General features: G+C 38.8%; 17 protein-coding genes. 6 read left to right on the top strand and 11 right to left on the bottom strand.

Features of this window, described 5'->3' with window-relative positions; all coding sequences use genetic code 11:
* Positions 1-63: 63 nt before the first annotated feature.
* From tpiA to LCM02_RS08720, 3 genes are all read left to right on the top strand, one after another.
* The gene (tpiA, locus tag LCM02_RS08730) at positions 64-822 is read left to right on the top strand and encodes a triose-phosphate isomerase (RefSeq protein WP_224928173.1); all 759 of its coding nucleotides are present in this window, start codon (positions 64-66) and stop codon (positions 820-822) included.
* 78 nt (positions 823-900) lie between these two features.
* Positions 901-1740 carry a 50S ribosomal protein L11 methyltransferase gene (prmA, locus tag LCM02_RS08725; protein ID WP_224928170.1) on the top strand — a complete coding sequence of 280 codons (840 nt, stop codon included), beginning with the start codon at positions 901-903 and terminating at the stop codon, positions 1738-1740.
* A 23-nt stretch (positions 1741-1763) separates the two neighbouring features.
* Entirely contained in the window at positions 1764-2045 is a 282-nt protein-coding gene (locus LCM02_RS08720) for an ATP-dependent Clp protease adaptor ClpS (RefSeq protein WP_224928167.1), read from the top strand.
* A 62-nt stretch (positions 2046-2107) separates the two neighbouring features.
* Here the strand turns inward: LCM02_RS08720 and LCM02_RS08715 are convergent, their stop codons facing one another.
* From LCM02_RS08715 to LCM02_RS08705, 3 genes are read right to left on the bottom strand one after another with little or no spacing between them, the layout of a single operon-like run.
* Positions 2108-3649 carry an acyl-CoA carboxylase subunit beta gene (locus tag LCM02_RS08715; RefSeq protein WP_224928164.1) on the bottom strand — a complete coding sequence of 514 codons (1542 nt, stop codon included), beginning with the start codon at positions 3647-3649 and terminating at the stop codon, positions 2108-2110.
* 7 nt (positions 3650-3656) lie between these two features.
* Positions 3657-5096, bottom strand: a complete 1440-nt coding sequence (accC, locus tag LCM02_RS08710) for an acetyl-CoA carboxylase biotin carboxylase subunit (RefSeq protein ID WP_224928161.1) — start codon at positions 5094-5096, stop codon at positions 3657-3659.
* Between the two features lie 19 nt (positions 5097-5115).
* Positions 5116-5601: an acetyl-CoA carboxylase biotin carboxyl carrier protein subunit gene (locus LCM02_RS08705; RefSeq protein ID WP_224928158.1), complete on the bottom strand. Its 486-nt coding sequence runs from the start codon at positions 5599-5601 to the stop codon at positions 5116-5118.
* A 248-nt stretch (positions 5602-5849) separates the two neighbouring features.
* Between LCM02_RS08705 and LCM02_RS08700 the strand changes: the two genes are divergently transcribed.
* Complete coding sequence (locus tag LCM02_RS08700) at positions 5850-6161, top strand: isoamylase early set domain-containing protein (protein ID WP_224928155.1); 312 nt, start codon at positions 5850-5852, stop codon at positions 6159-6161.
* Between the two features lie 285 nt (positions 6162-6446).
* Here the strand turns inward: LCM02_RS08700 and LCM02_RS08695 are convergent, their stop codons facing one another.
* A complete protein-coding gene (locus tag LCM02_RS08695) occupies positions 6447-6689 on the bottom strand; it encodes a hypothetical protein (protein WP_224928152.1) in 243 nt (80 codons plus the stop codon).
* 99 nt (positions 6690-6788) lie between these two features.
* Here LCM02_RS08695 and LCM02_RS08690 point away from each other — a divergent pair, with 99 nt between their 5' ends.
* Both LCM02_RS08690 and LCM02_RS08685 read left to right on the top strand, forming a co-directional pair.
* Positions 6789-7673 carry a helix-turn-helix domain-containing protein gene (locus LCM02_RS08690; protein WP_224928149.1) on the top strand — a complete coding sequence of 295 codons (885 nt, stop codon included), beginning with the start codon at positions 6789-6791 and terminating at the stop codon, positions 7671-7673.
* Between the two features lie 373 nt (positions 7674-8046).
* On the top strand, positions 8047-9189 hold the full coding sequence (locus tag LCM02_RS08685) for an AGE family epimerase/isomerase (RefSeq protein ID WP_224928146.1): 1143 nt from the start codon (positions 8047-8049) through the stop codon (positions 9187-9189).
* Positions 9190-10086: 897 nt separating this feature from the next.
* Here the strand turns inward: LCM02_RS08685 and LCM02_RS08680 are convergent.
* From LCM02_RS08680 to LCM02_RS08650, 7 genes are all read right to left on the bottom strand, one after another.
* Complete coding sequence (locus LCM02_RS08680; protein ID WP_224928143.1) at positions 10087-10665, bottom strand: YceI family protein; 579 nt, start codon at positions 10663-10665, stop codon at positions 10087-10089.
* A 10-nt stretch (positions 10666-10675) separates the two neighbouring features.
* The gene (locus LCM02_RS08675) at positions 10676-11053 is read right to left on the bottom strand and encodes a hypothetical protein (RefSeq protein WP_224928141.1); all 378 of its coding nucleotides are present in this window, start codon (positions 11051-11053) and stop codon (positions 10676-10678) included.
* Between the two features lie 154 nt (positions 11054-11207).
* The gene (locus LCM02_RS08670) at positions 11208-12083 is read right to left on the bottom strand and encodes a pirin family protein (protein WP_224928136.1); all 876 of its coding nucleotides are present in this window, start codon (positions 12081-12083) and stop codon (positions 11208-11210) included.
* A 9-nt stretch (positions 12084-12092) separates the two neighbouring features.
* On the bottom strand, positions 12093-13115 hold the full coding sequence (locus LCM02_RS08665) for a pirin family protein (protein ID WP_224928133.1): 1023 nt from the start codon (positions 13113-13115) through the stop codon (positions 12093-12095).
* A gap of 95 nt (positions 13116-13210) precedes the next feature.
* Positions 13211-13798 carry a Crp/Fnr family transcriptional regulator gene (locus LCM02_RS08660; protein ID WP_224928129.1) on the bottom strand — a complete coding sequence of 196 codons (588 nt, stop codon included), beginning with the start codon at positions 13796-13798 and terminating at the stop codon, positions 13211-13213.
* 53 nt (positions 13799-13851) lie between these two features.
* Positions 13852-15549 carry a glycoside hydrolase family 9 protein gene (locus tag LCM02_RS08655; protein ID WP_224928126.1) on the bottom strand — a complete coding sequence of 566 codons (1698 nt, stop codon included), beginning with the start codon at positions 15547-15549 and terminating at the stop codon, positions 13852-13854.
* 119 nt (positions 15550-15668) lie between these two features.
* Positions 15669-16907: a DUF418 domain-containing protein gene (locus tag LCM02_RS08650; RefSeq protein ID WP_224928123.1), complete on the bottom strand. Its 1239-nt coding sequence runs from the start codon at positions 16905-16907 to the stop codon at positions 15669-15671.
* Positions 16908-17045 lie beyond the last annotated feature (138 nt).

Here is a 17045-nt window from a genome sequence, read left to right as displayed (position 1 = left end):
ATCAATTTATCAGTTTAGGTTATCTTTGTGCTTCATTTTAATTTCAATCAAAAATTCAATTTAATGAGAACTAAAATTGTAGCAGGAAACTGGAAAATGAACAAGACCTATCAGGAAACGAAGGCCTTAGTCAAAGAATTAAAACATGCTGTCAAAGAAATTAGTTTAGACAACACACGTGTAATCATAGCACCTACTTTTGTCAATTTACAGAAGGCGTCAAAAATGACAAAGAACGCAGTAATTGAGGTAGCGGCACAAAACATGCATCAGGAATCCAGCGGAGCTTACACTGGAGAAATTTCTGCTCAGATGCTCAAAAGCATCTACGTGGATACCGTAATTTTAGGACACTCAGAAAGAAGAGAATATTTTGGTGAAACAGATGAATTACTTGCGTCCAAGGTAGACGCTGCTCTGGCAAATGATCTGGAAGTAATTTTTTGCTTTGGAGAAGTTCTCGAGGACAGAAAAAGTGGAAATCATTTTAAGGTCGTCGAAAGCCAGATCAAAAATGCGTTATTTCATTTGGAATCCGGGGCATGGTCCAAGATCATTTTGGCCTATGAACCGGTCTGGGCCATTGGAACCGGAGAAACAGCCACACCGGATCAGGCTCAGGAAATGCATGCATTTATCAGAGAACTGGTTGCGGAAAGGTATTTAAGTGATGTATCCGAAGAAGTTTCCATCCTTTACGGAGGTAGTGTTAAGCCTGGTAATGCTGAAGAGATATTTTCAAAGAATGACGTTGATGGAGGATTGATCGGAGGTGCAGCTCTGAATGTTGATGATTTTTCGGCCATCATCAAGGCAATTTAGAACGAATATTTTTATTATAATCAGATCTGTGATGTCTTTTTTAACAAAAGATGTCACAGATTTTTTAACTCCAGCCATATGAACTATATCGGATGCTTTTTTACAATTGAATCGGGTTCCTTAACTGCTGAGACTGCTATAGAAATCCTGATCGCCGAGTTGGGAGCGGTGGGATTTGAGAGCTTTACTGAAAAAAGCAACGGGCTTGTGGCTTATATTCAAAAAGAGCAGTGGGCCCCTGAATTATTAAACGATATTCAGATACTGGATTCAGAAGAGATCGAATTTTCTTATGTGGTCAAAGAAATTGAACAGGTCAATTGGAATGAGGAATGGGAAAAGAACTTTGATCCAATTGTGGTAGACGGGGAGGTTAGTATCAGAGCTCCTTTTCATGAAGATCCGGGATTGAAATATGATATTGTCATCGAACCAAAAATGAGTTTTGGTACGGGCCATCATGAAACGACACATTTAATGATCAAGTTTTTGATGCATCTTGACCTGGAAGGGAAAACTGTTCTGGATATGGGTTGCGGTACGGGAATTTTGGCCATTTTTTCGGAAATGCGTGGAGCAAAATCAGTGGATGCCATTGATATAGACTCATGGTGCTATGAAAATTCTCTGGAGAATACAGCACGTAATAAGTGCATATCTATCTCGGTTTTTGAAGGGGATTCCAGCCTGCTTAAGCCGAATAGTTATGAGGTGATCATCGCCAATATCAACAGGAATATTCTGCTTGAAGATATGAAGGTATACGCCCAAAGTTTGAAGGAAAATGGGGTTTTACTTTTAAGTGGTTTCTATACAGAAGACATAGAAATTATCGACTCGGAGGCTTCTTCTCACGGGCTGGAACTGGTCGAGAAGCTGGAAAGAAACAATTGGGTTGGATTAAAATATGTAAATTAGCGGCGGATTATAATACAAGCATCATGTTATTTTCATCAAAAGAGAAGGTCCAGGAAGCGCTGGACGTCAAAGAACAGGAAGCAAAAAAATATGAAATTGTTCTATTTAATGATGATGTCCATACGTTTGATTTCGTTATTGATTCATTGATAGAAATTTGCGAGCACAGCCTGGAACAGGCTGAACAATGTACTTATCTGGTACATTATAAAGGAAAGTGTGCCGTTAAAACCGGAGAATATGATGAATTAAAACCAAGGTGCACTCGATTACTCCAAAAAGGCTTAAGCGCAGAAATCGTATAATTTTAGCCTAACAGATTCCGATTATTTTAACACAGTTTCTATCTTAGATATACTGTCCTGCCCTATAAGGGTATATTACCGTGTTTCCTTTTCGGCCCTTCGGTTTTTTTGTTTTCCAGCATGGAAAATGCCTTGATCAGTTTTCGCCTGGATTCCTTTGGCAAAATCACCTCATCAATAAAGCCTCTTCTGGCGGCTCGGTAAGGATCGGCAAATTTAAAGGCATATTCGGCCTCTTTTTCTTTCCATTTGGCTTCCGGGTCATCAGCTTCAGCAATTTCTTTTTTAAAGATGATCTCACTTGCACCTTTTGCACCCATAACTGCTATTTCTGCCGTAGGCCATGCAAAATTCATATCTGCCCCTATATGTTTTGAATTCATCACATCATAGGCTCCTCCGTAAGCTTTTCTGGTGATCAGTGTTACACGAGGAACGGTGGCTTCGCTCAAGGCATAAAGAAGTTTGGCCCCATGAACAATAATGCCTCGCCATTCCTGATCAGTTCCGGGTAAAAAACCAGGAACATCTACCAGGACCAGAAGCGGGATATTAAAACAATCACAAAATCTGGTAAATCGAGCTGCCTTTTTTGAACTGTTGACATCCAGCACCCCGGCAAGGCTCATGGGCTGGTTAGCAATGATTCCTATACTTCTTCCGGCCAGCCTGGAAAATCCAACCACGATATTATCCGCATAGTCTTTATGGATCTCATAAAAGGTGTCCCGGTCACAAATACCATGAATTACCTTTCTGATATCGTAGGGTAAATGCGTATCATCCGGGATAATATCCTCGAGTTCCTCCCTTGTTTCATTTTTCAGTTCATAAGGAATCTTTGGGGTTTTCAGCTGGTTATTCTGCGGGATATAGCTCAGCAATTTTTTTATTTCATCTATGCAGGCCAGGTCATTGGGAGCGGTTATATGGGTGACACCCGATTTGGAGGAATGGGTCGAGGCACCGCCAAGTTCCTCGGAACTCACTTCCTCATTGGTTACCGTTTTTACCACGTTTGGACCGGTTACAAACATATAACTTGTTTCTTCCACCATGATGGTAAAATCGGTCATGGCAGGAGAGTAAACCGCACCCCCCGCACAGGGGCCCATGATTGCTGAAATCTGCGGAATCACGCCTGAGGACTGTACGTTGCGATAGAAAATATCGGCATATCCGCCCAAAGATCTTACGCCCTCCTGTATCCTGGCACCACCCGAATCATTTAGTCCGATAACGGGAGCCCCTACTTTTACTGCCAGATCCATGATCTTACATATTTTCTCGGCATGAGTTTCAGAAAGGGCACCGCCAAATACTGTGAAATCCTGGGCAAAAACATAGACCAGTCTTTCATTAACAGTACCGTATCCGGTTACCACCCCATCTCCAAAGAACATTTGCTTCTCCATCCCGAAATCAGTTGACCTGTGAGTGACCAGCATACCCACCTCTTCAAAAGAACCTTCATCTAAAAGCAGCATGATTCTCTCTCTTGCTGTAAGTTTTTTCTTAGCATGTTGTTTTTTAATTCTATGTTCTCCGCCTCCTAGTTTGGCTTCAGCCATTTTCTCAAGGAGATTTTTTTGTTTGTCTTTCATTTTGTGATCAATCAGGGATTCTTAAAATATTCTTTTCTTCATGGTGCAATTTCAAAGCGAGCAGAGCAGCCCATCTGGCCTCTTTATGATGAATTTCTTTTAAAACCTCAGTATTGAAATGTGTTTTTACAAAGTGTGTATCAAAGTTTCCCTGAAGAAAGGCCTCATGCTCACAAACAAATTTACCAAAAGAGAGTGTTGTTTCTACCCCTTCAATTCGATACATATCGATAGCCTTTATCATCAGCTGGATCGCCTCACTCCGGTCTTTTCCATAGGTTATGAGCTTTGAGATCATAGGATCGTAATAAATAGGAATTTCCATGCCTTCACGATAACCATCATCAAGCCGAATACCATCTCCTTCTGGTATTTGATAAACGGAAAGCTTCCCTACATTGGGCAGGAAATCATTTAACGGATCCTCCGCGTAAACTCTTAATTCAATAGAATGACCCTTGAACTCGATCTCGTTTTGGTTCCAGCCAAGTTTTTCTCCCCGGGCAATTTTGATCTGTTCTTTAACCAGGTCGAGCCCTGTAATAAATTCGGTAACCGGATGTTCCACCTGCAAACGCGTATTCATTTCGAGGAAATAAAAATTCTTTTCACCATCGAGAAGGAATTCAACTGTCCCGGCTCCTCTGTAATTACAGGATTTAGCCACCAGAGTTGCAGATTCTCCCATTTTTTTTCTCAAATCCGGGTCAAGAATACAGGACGGAGCTTCTTCAATAACCTTTTGGTGTCTTCTTTGAATACTGCATTCCCTTTCAAATAAGTGAACGATGTTGCCATGATTGTCGGCAAGAATCTGAAATTCAATATGCCTCGGTGAGGTGATGTATTTTTCAATAAATACCGAACCATCTCCAAATGCAGACAAAGCCTCACTGATGGCTCTTTCCATCTGCTCTTCAATGTGATCCTCGGAATCAACAATGCGCATTCCTTTTCCTCCTCCTCCCGCGGCTGCTTTGATTAGGATTGGAAAACCTATTTCCTTAGCGATTTTTTTTGCCTCTTCCACATCAGTAACCGCTTCATCGATTCCCGGAACCATGGGAATATCGTATCTCTTAACCGCCTCTTTTGCTGCGAGTTTATCTCCCATCGTACGTATAGCCTCGTAACCAGGACCTATAAAGATCATTCCGCTTTCTTCTACCGCTTTTGAAAATTCGTCATTCTCACTTAAGAATCCATATCCGGGATGAATACCATCTACATTAAGCTGAAGTGCCTTTTCAATAATTCTTTTACCAATGAGGTAACTTTGATTCGAAGGATTTTCACCTATGTGAACAGCTTCGTCGGCGAATGTGACATGCGGAGCATTTCTATCCACAGTTGAATAAACGGCAACCGTTTTAATTCCCATTTCTTTGACAGATTTCATGATCCGCAGTGCGATTTCACCACGATTGGCAATCAATATTTTTTTCATACTTAATAATTAAGAATACTTATTCGAAGTCAATTAAAAGTTTATTCTTGTCAACGGATTCACCCTCTTTAACAAACAGTTCCTTGATAACTGTATCTTTTGGTGAGGTGATGGCATTTTCCATTTTCATGGCCTCAAGGATAAGCAAGGTTTCCCCTTCCTTGACTTTTTGACCCTCTTTGACCTTAATCTCTATAATACTGCCTGGCATCGGTGCTTTAATGGAGTCAATGATTTTGGACGAACCTGAGGAATATCCCATTTCCTTTATCAGATCATCAAGGGGATGGGGAATTGTAATCTCGTAAAAATTCGAGTCAATCTGAATCTTATATTTTCGTTGTAGAAAATCTTTTTCTATAACTTTTGCAACAACAGATTCATTGTCAAAAATCAGATGGAGCTGGTTTTCTCCATGATCGAAAACATCAAGGTTCTCAATTTCTTTTTGATCAAAACAAAATTCCTGAGTATTGTTAACCAGAGCTTTAGAAGAATTATTCATAGTGGCACTGTTAAAGGAAGATTAAAGGTAATGAATAATTGAATCAAATGAAAAGCTAATAGAAAGATTTTTAGGAAGTTGAGGCTTAAAATCAAACAAAACCAGTAGCTTAGATTTTATGTAGAATTAACCTTCAATTAAATTTTTGCGAAAGGGAGAGTTAAAATAGTATATAAATTGATTAAAAAAGTTGTTCTTTTAATCAAATTCATGCTTTTATTTTGTATGCAAAATATAAAACTACTGTCATGAGTATTAAAAAACAATTTTTAAAAAGCAAACCAGTTTGTAAAGTGACCTTTTCTTTAACTAAAGAAGAAGCTTTAGATGCTGAAAAAGTTCAATTGTTGGGTGATTTTAATGATTGGAATGTTGCAGAGGCGATAGATTTGAAAAAATTCAAAAACGGAACCTATAAAACAACATTGGATCTTGAAACCTCAAAAAGTTATCAGTTTAAATATTTGATTGATGACACAAAATGGGAAAACGATCACGCGGCGGACAGCTACGTGAATAATGGTATAGATTCTCAGGACAACTTTGTTGTTGAGGTATAATAGAAAAACTTACCCCTTTCTTTAGTGAAGTAAGCAATCTAATGCTTAATATTTGCACGAGCGGATTAATGAAGCTTTTCATTGTCCGCTTTTTTTATTAAATAAAACAAAAAGGCCTCTTTTAAAAGAGACCTTTTGAATAACAAATTCATCATTTCCTAAACACTCAACTCAGGTATTTTTTGTCTTTCCTAATTAACCCCTCAATGGAAATTAACCTGACATCTACATTCATGATGAATTTTAAACACTGCCCTGACAATTAACTATCAGCAACTTTTCCTTTCAAAACTGATACTTACTAATTCTCTCAACCAGGTGATTTTCATTTTCGTTCAATGTTGTCCCTTTTAATGAAACCAACAACATGGATAATCTCTCTTTATCCTCAAAGGGAACAACTTCTGCTTCATAATCAATCTGATCTAGAAGAAGTTTCAGTTCTTTAACAGCCTTCAAATTCTTTTCCTCTATATTGATTCTATTCGTTACTTCAATTTCAATTTCATTTAGTACTTTTTGAATCATCTCCTAATTTTTTGACAAAGTTAAGGGGACAAGTAAGAACATCAGACGACATGGAATGTCCGAATTCCATTTGAACGCATTTTTTCATATTTTTACTTCATGCCACATCGAATGAAGAAATACAATACAGTTGGAGAATTGTTAATTGATTACAGAAAGATCAATAAATTATCACAGGCTGAATTTGCTGATAAACTCAATGTTGATATCAGGACGGTTCAGCGATGGGAAAATGGAGCAACTTTAATTAAGCCGGAAAAAGAAGAAGACATCATTAATGAAACCTTACTGCCTTACCAATTAGTGAGAAATTTAAATGCCTCAGTTCCGATCCCTACCTATTACGATTTTAATTTGAGGAAATATTCCTTATCACAACTTACCAACAGACTGCCTGACGCCAAGTGGTTTAAGAGCCATCTCGAAGTGGCTACAAAGAGGATACGCACGCTGGATTATGAGATCGATATAAATTATATCGTAAGATATATGCGATTTCATAAAGAAATAAGTAAATCTTTGAGAGAGGTCATAAGGGAGGCCGCAAGATTACTGCCCGAAATGAACCTCATCATCACCGATGATTCCGGTTATTATTCAGGTCATTCCCTGGTTTTTCCATTAAGACCGGAGGCCTATGAAAGATTAAGGTCACGTGAGATGAATGAACAGGACCTTACGGTTAAGGACCTGATCCATCACAAGAAGCTGGATCGTCCGATTTTTTTTGGTTTTGATATTACTGCAGACAGTAACGATAATATCTACTATATAAGCAGCCAGTTAATGCGGTATGTTCGGGATAAACCGAACCAGGAATATATATTTTGTTCCATCCCGTTCCGTTACGATAATCTGGAGTTAAATGAACAACTTGGCCTGAAGATTATCTGGGAGGGTGAAAGAGGGAAAAATGAATACGGTATTGAAGTTTATCCTCGTTTTCAGGAAGGAAGTTTCAGAAACTATTTGCATGAAGAATAAAGATACGGAAGCATAAAAATAGTCCCAACCTGCCATAATTTGAATGCACTTAACCTAATATCTAGTAAACCTTTTATCCCCCTGATTTACTATTAAACATCAAATCTGACGAGATTGGGACATCCTCAATTGATTACTCTAATTTAAAATGGTGTCTAACCTATTATTTTGGCAAATAAATACTAAATTATAATCAATCTTTGGTTAATATCAATAACTACTAATCTCACTACAAATTTACGCTGATCAGGTCTCAGGCCTTACGACACGGCATGTCTGTTAACAAAGTTTAAGATTCCTCTAACAATTTTTTGATCCTGTCAGCAGGAAAATTTTATCTTTTATTTCAATAACAGTTCAGTAACTTCGTGGTATGGAAAAAAAGACTTTGTCATCAATTGAAAAAGAGTTCAGAAACTATATGGATTTCTGGAGTAAAAATATGCTCAATAAGGAAGGCAGCCTGATCTGTCCAGAAATATCTTTATCAGGGATCTGCAATTGGAAAGCACAAATGGGCAGTATGTATTTGAGCAGGATACTTTATGGGAGCAGTAAGGCTTATCAGCTGCTGGGTAAACGTGAGTATAGGGACCTGGCAAAACTCTCTTTTCAGTTATTGATGGAGTTTAATAACCCGAATGGAGGATATTATTGGGCAAGATCATACAATATGCAATGGCAATCTGACAGGGAAAATGTGAATATGGCCCAGGCATTTGTTCTTTACGGACTTGCAGAATATGAGAAAATTAATAACTCGGCAGCGATCATACAGCTGGTGAATGAGCAGATTTCCTTTATGAATGATAAGTTAATTTCAGGGAATCTTAAGGGTTTTGTCGACGGGCTGAATGATAACTGGGAGAGAGAAGATTCCATCACCAGATCGTTCGCCACCCACTTTCATACGATGGAGGCACTGGTCAAGGTTTATGAAAACAGAAAGGATGAACAAATCAGGCGGCAAATAACAGAGATTTTGCACATCATTCTGGATCATTTTATTGATGATAAAGAGTATTTCTGTATACACCGTTTAAGTGAAGATTGGAAACCAATTCCTGATGAAAACTGGGCAGGACATAATGCGGAATGCAGTTGGGTTATTTGTGAGGCAGCAAAGGCAATCGGGAACAAAGAGTTGATAAAGCGAACTGAATCGATGGCACTTTTAATGATGGAAAGGGTTATTGAGCTGGCAAGAGATGAATTATACGGAGGATATTTTAATATTTTCGATGCTCAGGGAAATCATGAAAAGATGAAATCCTGGTGGCCTCAGGCGGAAGTGGCTCTCGGGCTGATGAATGCGTATAAAATCAGTTCGGATGACACGCACAAGGATCTTGCTGAAGAACAGTTAATATACATTCGATCAAATTTTATTGACAACAGCGGGGAGTGGATTGCATCACTGGATGAAAAAGGAGCGCCTGATCCGGGCACTCCTCTGATATTTTTTTGGAAATCGATGTATCATACCGTAAGATATTACGATTATCTGATGACTTAATGGATTGATAAAGCCTTTGTAATTATTAAGTAGTACTGTTAAATTAGAGGTGAGAGGGGCTTAAACCAGAAAACCCTACTGATTGTTAGGGTTGCTGATCTCGGGGATACCGAGTGATATATGTGGAAATCTGTTTCTGCTTAGAAGCATTTGCTGGGGCTGTAATTAAGATTTAACGGCATAATTTCTGTGCTCTGACCATCTTATTCTTTTGCTGTTTCTGAATATTGTAGTTCTCATGATTTTTGATTTTATATTTTTTTGTGATTAGGTTTTATTTTCAATTAAGATTTAACGGCATAGTTTCTGTGCTCTGACCATCTTATTCTTTTGCTGTTTCTGAATACTGTAGTTCTCATAATTTTTGATTTTATATTTTTTTGTGATTAGGTTTTTTTTTAATTAAGATTTAACGGCATAATTTCTGTGCTCTGACCATCTTATTCTTTTACTGTTTTTAAATATTGTAGTTCTCATAATTTTAATTTTTAAATCGTTGGTTATACTTATAAGACTGCATAACTTCAGAAAGGTTACAGTACTTTGTTTAACATAGTACTATTTTAACAAATTTTTGGCAGCTAAAAAATTTAAAACACAGAAAATCAAGTAGTTAAAAAATGTTAAAAATTTCAAAATATTTAGAATTTTTATAAAAGTTTAAGATTTTATTGATGAAAATCTCGAATTTCGGACCATTTTAGACATCATTTTTGGACCTTGCATAGGGCTTATCAGATTTAATTTTGAAGATTTATGGTTATCTTAATGGAGAAAAAATTTTAAATCTTTTATTGATGTGCCCGTTAAATATGTATAATGGGTTCGTTAATATGGACTATCAAATAAAAAAGACCGTAGAAGCTACGGTCTTTTTTTGATTGTATAACAGGGTCATTAGAATTCAAGGTCGGTAACCAGATCAAATTCATCATAGATGGCTTTGTCTTTCAGATCATCAAAGAAACTAGCCGATCCGTATTTTACGCCATAAAGGGTCCTGTCAATTTTAAGACTGGCCGTAGCCTTGTTCCCATAGACTGATATTTCAAAGGTGACAGGATTGGTTCTGTCCTTTATAGTAAGGTCACCTGTTACCTGATATGAATTTTTACCTGTGCTTTTGACTTTGTTAAATACAAGTTTCGCTGTAGGGTAGGTCGCCACTCCAAAGAAATCATCTGATTTCAAGTGCCCCTCAAGTTTTCCTTTGTATTCCCCTTCAAGATCTGTATTCACAATGGTTGTCATGTCCATGACAAATTCACCACCAATTAAAGCTCCTTCTTTAAATTCAAGTGATCCTTGTTTCAGGGCAATACTTCCTACATGTGAACCGGTTACTTTATATCCCTTCCAGGTCACTGAACTTGTTTCTGTATTGACTGCTTTTTTACCATCTTCGATTGTTGTAAATGCAAATGTGATCGTTGCAATTATAACTGTTGCTATGATTGTTTGTACTCTGTTTTTCATGATTATTAATTTAAAAGGTTACTATATTATTTTTTTTATTTCCGCAATACAATTTTTCTTTGATCACAAGTCCGTCATTCCAGTCATGAACAACTACCTGTGTGTAAATTCTTTCACCGAATTCTTTGTGTCTATCATTTAATTCCCATTCTACCATTGTTGTTTTCTCGCCTATGGTTACCTTTAAGGGTTTGGCACTTTTCAACTCAGTGATATTTTTCTGTTCAAGTTCAAGCAATTTCCTGTTGGCAACTTTACCTTTTACCGGATCCTCATCATTAAATTGCATGACCACTTCCTGATGATAAAATTTATCAAAAGCTTCCAGCTTTTCACCCTGCATGATCATATCGTTGAGATCACTCACTTTCTCGATCAACAAATTCATTTTTTTATATTTAAAAGAACACTACAAAGATCAGGCAGCCTGGTTTGATAGAAAATAAAACAGATTATCAAATCATGTTAAACTAGTTTAATATTCAGGCATAAAAAAACAGAGACTCAAAAGCCTCTGTATTTCAGATGAATTCATGACTGTTTTAGTGTTCAATTAAAATTCCGAATTTACCCATCTGGTAATCTCTCATAGCTTCCAGTATTTCGGTTTGGGAATTCATTACATAAGGCCCGCTTTGGGTAACTTTTTCATCGATAGGTACACCAGACAGTAAAATGAACTGTCCATTTTCCTTAAATGACATTTCTATATGGTCTCCCTCGTGTTCAAATACAGCCAAATGTTCCTCTTCAATCAAACCATATTTCTTCAGGGTCATTGTTCCCTTTACGAGATAGAGCATACTGCTGAAACCTTTCGGAACTTTAAGCTGTTGTGTTCCTCCGGCCTCACCATGCCCCCAGATGACCAACAGTTCCGATTGAGGAATTACCTTTCCTTTTAGATCCCCATAGTTTCCGGAAATCAGATTATTGCTGATCTTTTTATCTTCAGAAGAAAACCGGGTCATCGCCTCCTTAGAAATATAGGAATAGGAGGGCGGGATCATCTTCTTTGAGGCCGGGCTATTGATCCATAACTGCACGATTTCCTGATGTCCCTGTTTTTCGACCAGTGCTTCAGAGGGCCTTTCGCTGTGAACGATACCTGCCCCGGCATGCATCCATTGAACCTCTCCTTCCTTTGCTATCTGATTATTCCCCCAGCTATCTCTGTGATGTACCTCACCTTCGATCACAAAAGTGACAGGTGAAAACCCCCTGTGAGGATGAGGGCCTACCCCCTGGTGCCTGGCCAATCTTCTGTTACTGTATTTTACCCTCGCATGGTGCAATAACAAAAACGGATCCCATTGCTGCACTTTTTGAGTAGGCAAGGCCTGTTTAACAGGGAATCCATCCATATCAATTTGCACGGCAGGCAATAAGTATTTGACTTGTTTTAATTGGTTATTCATGATCAAAGGCTATGATTTAAATTCTTCTTTACCATCTGCATGCAGGGCAAAACGGCCTTTATCCCGGTCATGTACCTGTTCCTGATTGGGCCATGGCCATCCACCAAACTGGGTACGGCGATAGTCTGAAAAAGCCTCCTCAATCTCAGCCTGTGTATTCATAACAAACGGACCGTACTGCGCTACAGGTTCATTGATGGGTTTTCCTTCCAAAATCAATAAATAAGTATCTTCCGTTCCATTTTTCAGGCGGATATTTTCATCTGATTTTAATTTTACCAAATGATCAACTTTGACATCCTGGCCCTCTATGGACAGGGAATCACCCTTATAAAAGTATAAGGTTCTGTTTGTTCCCTGGACTTGAGAGGCAGGCAAGGTCCATACAGCTTCAGGTTCCATTTTTACAGTTAATATGGACACAGCGTTTGCCGGATTTGCTGCCCATGAATCAGGAGTAGGTTCCGGAGCATGGGTATCATTGAGTTGTCCTGCGATCAGATTTATTTCAGTCTTTTTGTTGTTTTCTGTATGTGTGATTACAGGAATCATATCTTCCCATAGCATTTTAAAATGCGGTTCAACAAACTTACTTGCTTTAGGTAAGTTTAGCCAAACCTGAAAAATTTCAAGCGGATTGCCACTGTCTTTATTGAGCAGAGGAAACATTTCAGAATGTTGAACCCCTTTGCCCGCTGTCATCCACTGCACATCTCCTTTCCCAAAACGGCCTGCCGCTCCCAGAGAATCAGTATGGTCCACAAAACCTTCTTTATTGATCGTAACCGTTTCAAAGCCTCTGTGCGGATGATACGGAAAACCAGGAATATGGCGGCCGTGATACATTCTGAATCCATCCTTGACCACAAAGTCCTGCCCTATATTTCTACCTGTTTTATCTTCAGGGCCCAGCCCCATGCTTTCATCACCTTTTGGATATTCATCCCTGTGATAGGCACAGAATAAAAAAGGATCCTGTGTTTCCCATGGAAAACCTAAAGGCTTGATCTGAATTATTTTATTTGCATCCATTTTTTGAGTTTTAGAAATTCTTGACAAAGTTCCGAAACCTATGCTTTCTATAAAATGAAGTAGCTTATCAATAGATGTTAAACTAGATTAACAAACTATTGCTCAAGAATGAGCTGGCTTTTGATTTTACTCAAAAATTCTTTGGTAATCCCTAAATAAGAAGCGATCAGGTATTGCGGTATTCTTTGCTCAATTTTTGGGTATTCATTTCTAAAAAAGAGATATCGATCTTTAGCGCTCATGCTCAGGTTTCTGACAATTCTTTTTTGAGAGGCAACAAGAGCCCTTTGTACGATGATTCTAAAAAACCGTTCCAGTTTTGGGATTTCTTTCATCATTTGTTGCTGGTTCTCATAGGAAAACTGAATCAATTCTGTATTTTCCAGGCACTGCACGTTGAAGTCAGCAGGTTTTTGGGATATATAGCTGCCCATATCTGAGGTCCACCAATCTTCAATAGAGAACATGACAACGTGTTCTTGCCCTTCGTCATCTACATAAAAGGTTTTGGTACAACCGGAAATCACAAACCCGCTAAATTTACAAACGTCACCTTGTTGAAGAAAATATTGGCCTTTAAGCAATTTCCGGGTGGAAATGAATGAAGCAAGGATACCTTCTTCTTCCTCGGTAAGATCAACTATGCGGTTGATATAATCCAGTAAAGGTTGAAATTTATCCATAAAAAGCAGCGTTTTGATCAACTGCTTTCAAAAATACAAATATTTTCCTCGAATTAATTCCTGACTTCTTCCAGGTAACCCAATACGTAAACTGCTGGTGCGTTCCAGTTGATACAAACTTCGTTCGAAGCGAAACTGGGCTCGACATCCATATAGGCCTTGGCAGGAAACTCAGAACTATAGTTTACATCGTGTGCATCCTGACGGTCATCATTGGGGCCTCCAATAATAAATCCAGGAACGGGATCGGCTATTGAGTCTGCCCCGCTCGGCCTGTGGTGGGGGAACATTACCTTTTTAGCGCCAAATCCGGTCATAAAAGAATATCCGGTTGCATTTTTTCCAAAAATATAATCTGTGATCTGTTCTGCACCCAAAAGATATTTCTCTTCTCCGGTCAATCTGTGAGCGACGCAAAGGATCAAGGCCTGATTCAGAATATCACTGTTAGATCCCCATTCAAAACTGTTTAAGCCAATACGGTAAGGATGCTCTTGTATTTTTTGAAGGATATCATCAGCCAGAGCCTTGTGTCCCTGAACAAGTTGATCTGCCATTGCCTGGTCGAGTTTGTCACGATTTTCAAGCAGGGAATGAAAGCCAACATTTCTGACAAAATTCTTCCAGCTGTCAGCGAGCTTGTGTTCATAGGCCGGCTGGTATTTGAGCATTGCTGTTTTATACTGATCTTCCTGGGTCGCCAGGTAAAGTTCCGTACTTGCCCAGAAAAAATCATCCGAAAATTCATCATCACCGTATTCTCCGGTACTTACATCTTCCGGATTTTTAAAGGGAATATTGTTATTTTCCTCAGCCCATTTAAAGGCCTTTTTAGAAGCCTCCAGGGCCTTGGAAGCCCATTTTTCATCGATGTTTTTGTACAACCTTGAAGCCTGGGCCAATACAGCAGCAAAGTCAAGTGTGGAAGCCGTTCCTTTACCAATAATATAGCGGTCAAGGTCATAATCTTCGGGCATCACAAATCCACTGAACCCTTTGGCCGTTAATTTAAAATAAACACCACCATCATCGTCCTGCATGGTTTGGATCCAGTCGAGCTCATACCTCAATTCATCCCAAAGATCGGTGATTCCATTGCCGGTTTCCGGAATATTAAGGCCGATATTGATCATCATTTCCGGGTATTGTTCAAGTATTAACAACATCTGGCCCACAGAAAGCGAAGCATTTACAATGTATTTTCCATAATCTCCGGCGTCGTACCAGCCTCCCGGAGAATTCAAAGTTCCTTCTGTTCTTCCTGATGAGGGATGATACAAACATTTATCATCCAAATGGCCTTCCGCTCTTTGGTAAATGCCACCATACTCTTCAGCAATAGGCATGGAAGCCCTTTGAAAATAATAACTTTTGATGGCCGCTTTTAAGGCAGAACCATAAAGTCCTTTTTTAATCTTGAAAGGGTAAGAAGCGATAGAATCGTTTACCACAATATAATAGGCCCCCGGAGCCGTAAATGAAGAGAAATCACCCAGCAACACCTTTTCCCCTGAAGCCTCCCATGTTCCCTGATCAACCAGTTCTCCGGCATAGACTTTGTTGTTATAAGCATCAACCAGCTTAAAGCTGCTCGCTTCGGTATCAACAACGGTAAATTGTTTGACCGAAGACGGATAAAATCCAATTTGGTTTATTCTGATCTGATCAGAAATTTTTGCTGATTCTTTTTTAGAATCACAACCATAAGTAATTAACAAAATTAAGGCACTCAGTACAATCAGTTTTTTCATTGTCAAAGATTTTTGTTCTATTATAGTCAATCAACCCTCAAATGTACTTGAATATGGGATCAAAACGTAATATTAATTTGTCACAAAACGATTCAAATTATTCAAAAAAATTCTCCATTTTATCCGGTAGCTAATTCGGTTCTTTTCTTATCGATCAAGAAGGGCTGCCATTTTAAATGGGTTCCGCATCGCCAAAGCCATTCCAGAGGACCATATCGGAACTTTTTTAACCAGTATTTGCTAAAAGCGGTTTGAAGGATGATTACTGCTATGGCAATAAGGAGCATATACAGATTCCTGAGCTGCCCGAGCATGCCCAGACCCCATCCAAATAAAATAAAAGTGCCGATCACCGATTGGAAGAAATAATTGGTAAGGGCCATTCTTCCGAAAGGAGCAAAATACAAAAGCCTTTTTTCCCATTTAACCTTCTTGTAGAGCAAAAGGAAACCGCATAGAATAATGGATGCCATGGCTATATTGACCCAATCCATAAAATTCATCCCCAGCATGAAAATAAAAGAACCGGGATCCACCTGCTGGCCGGCAGAAGCAAAAACAGCAAAGGTTATAACCACAGAAACCAGGGCGACCACTATCGACCAAAGCATAAAATCTTTGATTTTTTTTGCGTACTGCTCAATATGCTGAAAGATACCTGTTCTTCCCAGCCAAAGTCCGATCAAAAAGTAAGCAAAAGTGTAATAGAACCTTCCAAAAACAGAAAGCTGGAAATCAATTTTTGTAAGCATTCCGTATCCCGCATTGGCTCTGAATACTTCCCAGATCGTTCCGTTCTCAATGGTATTAAAATAAGCCTGAATTTGAGGATTTTCAGTATCCATCATCGGATGAATTCCGGTAACGCTTTCTCCACCAAAAACGTAAAAGGAAATGATCCGTGGAAATCCAAGAATGATAAATCCGGCTGTAATCAGAATCCATTTTGTGGGAACCCTGTAAAAAGGAATCAAAAAAGGAGCGAGCACGGCGTAAATAGTCAGGATATCACCCCGGTAAAAGAGTTGATGCACATAGCCTATCCCAAAAAGAAGAAGGGCTCTCCAGAGGAAACGACCTCCAAAATTTGTACCCTTTTTTTGTGCTGATTCCATCTGGATAAAAAAACTTAGCCCGAACAAAATGGAAAAGAGGGCAAAAAACTTTCCGGAGAAAAAGATCTGTATCAACCCTCGAAGAATGTTGTCCGGCAGGCTATTTACCCCTTCCATAAAACCAGGAGGAGGAGGCCCCGCTATGTATTGTTCGATCATGTGTACGATAACCACTCCGGCCAGGGCAAAACCTCGGAGTGCATCGATATTGTGAATTCTTTGGGAGCTTGCCTTGACTGTCATGGTCTGATGGAATTTTGGATACAATTACTTGACGCATTGAGTCGAGGAATGTTACGATTATTTTGGTGAAATTTTAGAATGTAATTGGTCATAAATGATTTGTGTTCTAAACGAATAGAACCTATCTTGCATATTGGA

It is taken from the genome of Lutimonas saemankumensis, assembly GCF_020171465.1.
Lineage (GTDB): Bacteria > Bacteroidota > Bacteroidia > Flavobacteriales > Flavobacteriaceae > Lutimonas > Lutimonas saemankumensis.
The sequence above is the reverse complement of the archived record's forward strand: the minus strand, read 5'-3'. Positions and strand labels throughout refer to the sequence as shown.

Coding starts and splice junctions, on each gene's coding strand:
- tpiA (WP_224928173.1), top strand. CDS start 64: ATGAGAACTAAAATTGTAGCAGGAAACTGGAAAATGAACAAGACCTAT.
- prmA (WP_224928170.1), top strand. CDS start 901: ATGAACTATATCGGATGCTTTTTTACAATTGAATCGGGTTCCTTAACT.
- LCM02_RS08720 (WP_224928167.1), top strand. CDS start 1,764: ATGTTATTTTCATCAAAAGAGAAGGTCCAGGAAGCGCTGGACGTCAAA.
- LCM02_RS08715 (WP_224928164.1), bottom strand. CDS start 3,649: ATGAAAGACAAACAAAAAAATCTCCTTGAGAAAATGGCTGAAGCCAAA.
- accC (WP_224928161.1), bottom strand. CDS start 5,096: ATGAAAAAAATATTGATTGCCAATCGTGGTGAAATCGCACTGCGGATC.
- LCM02_RS08705 (WP_224928158.1), bottom strand. CDS start 5,601: ATGAATAATTCTTCTAAAGCTCTGGTTAACAATACTCAGGAATTTTGT.
- LCM02_RS08700 (WP_224928155.1), top strand. CDS start 5,850: ATGAGTATTAAAAAACAATTTTTAAAAAGCAAACCAGTTTGTAAAGTG.
- LCM02_RS08695 (WP_224928152.1), bottom strand. CDS start 6,689: ATGATTCAAAAAGTACTAAATGAAATTGAAATTGAAGTAACGAATAGA.
- LCM02_RS08690 (WP_224928149.1), top strand. CDS start 6,789: ATGCCACATCGAATGAAGAAATACAATACAGTTGGAGAATTGTTAATT.
- LCM02_RS08685 (WP_224928146.1), top strand. CDS start 8,047: ATGGAAAAAAAGACTTTGTCATCAATTGAAAAAGAGTTCAGAAACTAT.
- LCM02_RS08680 (WP_224928143.1), bottom strand. CDS start 10,665: ATGAAAAACAGAGTACAAACAATCATAGCAACAGTTATAATTGCAACG.
- LCM02_RS08675 (WP_224928141.1), bottom strand. CDS start 11,053: ATGAATTTGTTGATCGAGAAAGTGAGTGATCTCAACGATATGATCATG.
- LCM02_RS08670 (WP_224928136.1), bottom strand. CDS start 12,083: ATGAATAACCAATTAAAACAAGTCAAATACTTATTGCCTGCCGTGCAA.
- LCM02_RS08665 (WP_224928133.1), bottom strand. CDS start 13,115: ATGGATGCAAATAAAATAATTCAGATCAAGCCTTTAGGTTTTCCATGG.
- LCM02_RS08660 (WP_224928129.1), bottom strand. CDS start 13,798: ATGGATAAATTTCAACCTTTACTGGATTATATCAACCGCATAGTTGAT.
- LCM02_RS08655 (WP_224928126.1), bottom strand. CDS start 15,549: ATGAAAAAACTGATTGTACTGAGTGCCTTAATTTTGTTAATTACTTAT.
- LCM02_RS08650 (WP_224928123.1), bottom strand. CDS start 16,907: ATGACAGTCAAGGCAAGCTCCCAAAGAATTCACAATATCGATGCACTC.